General features: G+C 73.7%; 4 protein-coding genes. 2 read left to right on the top strand and 2 right to left on the bottom strand.

The features are described 5' to 3' along the window. Positions 1–36: 36 nt before the first annotated feature. Positions 37–360, bottom strand: a complete 324-nt coding sequence (locus tag J0670_RS31070) for a cupin domain-containing protein (RefSeq protein WP_207815167.1) — start codon at positions 358–360, stop codon at positions 37–39. Between the two features lie 71 nt (positions 361–431). Between J0670_RS31070 and J0670_RS31065 the strand changes: the two genes are divergently transcribed. Both J0670_RS31065 and J0670_RS31060 read left to right on the top strand, forming a co-directional pair. Further along, positions 432–1439, top strand: coding sequence for a GlxA family transcriptional regulator (locus tag J0670_RS31065; protein WP_207815166.1), 1008 nt, complete (start codon positions 432–434; stop codon positions 1437–1439). 204 nt (positions 1440–1643) lie between these two features. After that, entirely contained in the window at positions 1644–3419 is a 1776-nt protein-coding gene (locus J0670_RS31060; protein WP_207815165.1) for a PDZ domain-containing protein, read from the top strand. 273 nt (positions 3420–3692) lie between these two features. On the opposite strand, the gene J0670_RS31055 is transcribed toward J0670_RS31060, so the two are convergent. Then, complete coding sequence (locus J0670_RS31055; protein ID WP_207815164.1) at positions 3693–4325, bottom strand: TetR/AcrR family transcriptional regulator C-terminal domain-containing protein; 633 nt, start codon at positions 4323–4325, stop codon at positions 3693–3695. Between the last annotated feature and the right edge of the window lie 157 nt (positions 4326–4482).

Genomic DNA, 4482 nt, shown 5'->3' with positions numbered 1-4482 from the left:
CCGATCCGCGACAACGTCACATGATCTGACCGGCCATCAGGCCGCGCCCAGGGTGAGCCCGAGGATCCGCGCGCCGGTCTCGGTGCGCGGCCGGTGGCTGCTGCCCGGCGCGAACACCACGTAGCTGCCCGCCGGATGGCGCACGTCCCCCTCGATCACCTCGCCGCTCAGCACGAAGTACCGCTCCTCGGTGAGGTGCACGTCGACCTCGGGCCACCGGCTGCCCGGCGCGAAGTCGATCAGCCAGCCGCGCGCGTAGCCGGTGGCGGTCAGCGAGCGCCGTACGATCCCCGGCCCGACCTCGCTCGTCGCCGCGTCCTCGACCAGCAGGGCCGTCATCACTGCGTCGTTCTCATCCATGCCCCCACTGTGGCCGCCCGCACCCCGGCCGCCCCAGAGTCCGAAAAGACATCCTCAGGTACATTCCTGCCATGGACGACGACGCGGATTCCGCGCAGAACGCGAAGGGCCGCCACCGGGTGGTCGCCCTGCTCGGCGCACCCCAGGCCCCCTTCGAACTCGCCTGCGCCGCCGAGGCCTTCGGCACCGACCGGGCCGGACTGCCCCGCCACTACGACTTCACCCTGTGCACCCACACCCCCGGCCCGCTGCCCACCACCCTGGGCGTCCCGCTGCTGGTCGACGCCGGACTGGAGGCGCTGGAGAGGGCCGACACCGTCATCGTCCCCGGCTGGCAGCCCCCCGGCTGCGCCGTGGCGCCCGCCGTCCTGGACGCGCTGCGCGCCGCCCACGCCCGCGGCGCCCGCATCGTCTCCATCTGCACCGGCGCGTTCGTCCTCGCCCAGGCCGGACTGCTCGACGGGCGCAGCGCCACCACCCACTGGGCCCGCACCGCCCAACTCGCCGCCCAGCACCCCGCTTTGAGCGTCGACCGGGACGTCCTGTACGTCGACCACGGCGACGTCGCCACCAGCGCCGGATCCGGCGCCGGCATCGACCTGTGCCTGCACCTGCTGCGCCGCGACCACGGCGCCGCCTACGCCGCCCAGGTCGCCCGGCACATGGTGCTGCCCCCGCACCGCGAGGGCAGCCAGCTCCAGTACGCCGCCGCCCCCGCGCCCGCCCGGGCGGAGGAGTCGCTGGCCCCGCTGCTGGAGTGGGCCGAGGAGCGCCTGGGGGAGCGGCTGACCCTGGAGGTCCTGGCCGCCCGGGCCGGGCTGTCCGGCCGCACCCTGGCGCGGCGCTTCGCCGAGCAGCTGGGCACCAGCCCCGGCCAGTGGCTGCTGGCCCGGCGCATCGACGCGGCCCGGGCGCTGCTGGAGCGCACCGACCTGCCGGTGGAGGCCGTCGCGACCCGGGTGGGCCTGGCCTCCGCCGTCAACCTGCGCCGCCGCTTCCGCACCGCCCTGGGCACCACCCCCGGCGCCTACCGGCGCACCTTCGGCGCACCGCGCGGACCGTCGCCCTTCCAGGAGTGAAGGGGAGGGCGGGGGAGCGGCAGGTACGCCGGAGCGCGAACGGCCCCCCGCGCCTCCGAGTCCACCCGCACGACGGGAACCGCCCCGGCCCACCGCGCGCCGTTGCGGCTCCGCCGCCGCCGGGGCCGGTGACATGGGACCACCACGCCGCAGGGCCCGCCTCCGGCACGGCCGAACCCACCCCCAGGCGAAAGGGCGAGAGCCATGACCATCACCGAACCGGTGCACTACCAGGTGACCGTCGACCCGCACCTGCACCAGATCAGGGTCGTCATGACGATCAAGGGCATGAACGACGGCACCGGGCCGACCGTCGAGACCCCCACCTGGGTGCCGGGCGACTACACGTTCGCCCCGTACGGCCGCGACATCTTCGAGGTCAAGGCCACCGACCTCGACGACGGACACGACCTCACCGTGCGCCGCGACGGATGGCAGGGCTACCACATCGAACAACCGGGACCGAACGTGCGGATCACGTACACGGCCTCCTGCGAGTCCGCCGCGTTCGGCGAGGCGTCCGGAATCCTCGACGACGGCAACGGAGTACTGCTCGGCACGCGCTACCTGCGCGTCACCTCCTACGACGGCCCCTACCGCGTCACCTACGACCTCCCGAAGGGCTGGGCGCTGCACCACCCGTCCGGAGCGACGCCCGTCGGCGCCACGACCTGGGAGTACCCCGGCTACGAGATCCTGCTGGACACCCCCGTGGTCGTCGGCTCGTTCGACCACAAGACCCGGCAGGTGGCGAAGACCCCGTTCCACCACGTCTTCCTCGACCGCGCGGCGGGCTTCGAGACGCGGGCGGACGACTTCGTCGACCAGGTCGGACGCGTCGCCGACGGCTACCGGAGCATGTTCGGCTCGTTCCCGTTCGAGGACTACACCTTCGTGTACGGCTCCGACCCGACCGAGGAGTGGGGCCTGGAACACCTGACGAGCACGATGGTCGGGATCGACCCGAACGTCTTCACCGACCCCGTGAAGTGGGCGACCGGCATCCGGGTCTGCGCCCACGAGCTCTTCCACGCCTGGAACGTGCGCCGCCTGCGGCCCGCCCCGCTGGGCGAACTCGACCTGCGCGGCGGCAGCTTCACCGAGGGCCTGTGGGTCGCCGAGGGCTTCACCCGCTACTACGAGTTCCTGTCCTGCACCCGCGCCGAGGCCTACACGCCCGAGCAGTTCCTCAGCGCCGTCGTCAACTACTACCGGCACCTGGTCGCGCTGCCCGCCTACCAGAGGGTCAGCCCGGTGGACGCCTCGCTGGCCAGCTTCCTCAACCACGGCGACAAGTACGCGGGGAAGGTCAACGACGCCACCGACTACTACGACCAGGGCATGGTCATCGCCTTCTGCCTGGACGCCACGCTGCGCCTCAAGGCCAGGACCACCCTCGACCAGGTCTTCGCCGACTTCTACGGCAAGCACGCCGGCAAGGGCTCCGGCTACACCCTGGACGACCTGCGCAAGCACCTCGAATCCGTCCTGGCCGGGCTGGGCGAGCGCGTGCTGAACGAGGCCGGCAAGCCGGCCCGACTCGCGCTCGTCCCCAGGCTGGAGGAGCTCGGCTTCACCGTCGGGCAGGAGTCGGTCAAGTCCCTCGGGCTGGTGCTCAAGGACGACACCGGGCCGGTCGTCTACGGCGTCCTGGACACCGGGCCGGCCGGGGCCGCGGGACTGGCCCCGGACGACGTCATCACCACCGTCGACGCGAAGCCCTTCGACCTGACCGCGCTGCGCTGGCTGCGGGACAACTCCGCCGGCGTCACCCTGGGGGTCCTGCGCGGCAACCGCCCGCGCACGTACACCGTGCGGCCCGCGAGCCGGCAGCAGATCGGCTCGCTCACCTGGAACGGGACCTCCGCTCAGGCCGCCGCCATCGGCTCGTGGCTCGGCCGGCCCTTCGCCCCCGAGGCGGGCCAGGACATCCCCCTGGACTTCTACGAGAACTTCCACGGCGTCCAGACGGTCATCTGACCGCCGCATCTGACCGCCGCATCCGGCCGCCGCGTCTGACCGCGGCATCCGGCCGCGGCCGGACACGGGCGGGCGCGAGCGCGGCCGCCCTGCCGGGCGTCAGGGGCGGCCTCTTGCAAGCCGCCCCTGACGCGCGTGACGGCGCCTTCGGCGGCGGCGATGACGGGCAGGCCCGCCGGGGCGCGGGAGCGTGAACTGCCGCGTCCGGCCCGGGGGTTGACGGTGCCGGTTGCCGGCGCCGGTTGCCGACTCCCGTTGCCGGCGCCCCGGGCGTCAGGCCTCCTGCGGCAGGGCGAGGATCCGGGCGAGGCCGAACTCGAAGCGCTCGTCGAAGTCGCCGTCCTCCAGGTGGCGCGCCACCCGGCCCAGCGCCGGGAACGCGCCGCCGGCGAGCGCCTGGGCCAGGGTGTGGGGGCCGTCCTGCGCGGCGAGCGCCTGCTCCTCCTGGGTCAGGCCCAGGGCCAGGTACTGGATGTTCCAGAACGCCCACGCCGCGCCCCGCTCGTCCGCCCCGCCCTCCAGCAGCGCGCCCACGACGGCGTCGGCGAAGCCGAGGGTGGCGGGCTCGGCCGCGTACGTCCCGGCGACGATCAGCGCGCCGTCGCGGTGGGCCAGCAGGGCGCGCCGGTAGCGGCGCGACAGCTCCCGCACCCGTTCGTGCCAGGGCCCGGGCGCGACGTCCAGGTCGATGCCGCCGACGATCGCGTCCGCCATCAGCTCCAGCAGCCGGGCCTTGCTCCCCGCGTGCCACAGCACCGTGTTCATCCGTACGCCCAGGCGCTCGGCGACGCCGCGCAGCGACACCGCGCCCGCGCCCTTGTCGTCGAGCAGGTCGAGGGCCGCGCGCACCACCGTGGCGGTGTCCAGCCGGGTCCGGGAAGCCTCCGGGGCTTGCTTCTTGGTCACTGACCTAGTCTACTGGAACCACCCCACTTGGTCACTGACCAAGAATCTGACGCAGCGCCGAACGGAAGGCACACCCATGCCCCAACACCAGATCGTCATCGCCGGCGCCGGCCCCGTCGGACTCTGGCTCGCCGCCGAACTGCGCCTGCACGGAGCC

Source organism: Streptomyces sp. FH025 (assembly GCF_017427025.1).
Classification (GTDB): domain Bacteria; phylum Actinomycetota; class Actinomycetes; order Streptomycetales; family Streptomycetaceae; genus Kitasatospora.
Note: the sequence above shows the minus strand (reverse complement) of the source record. Positions and strands in the feature narration are given on the sequence as shown.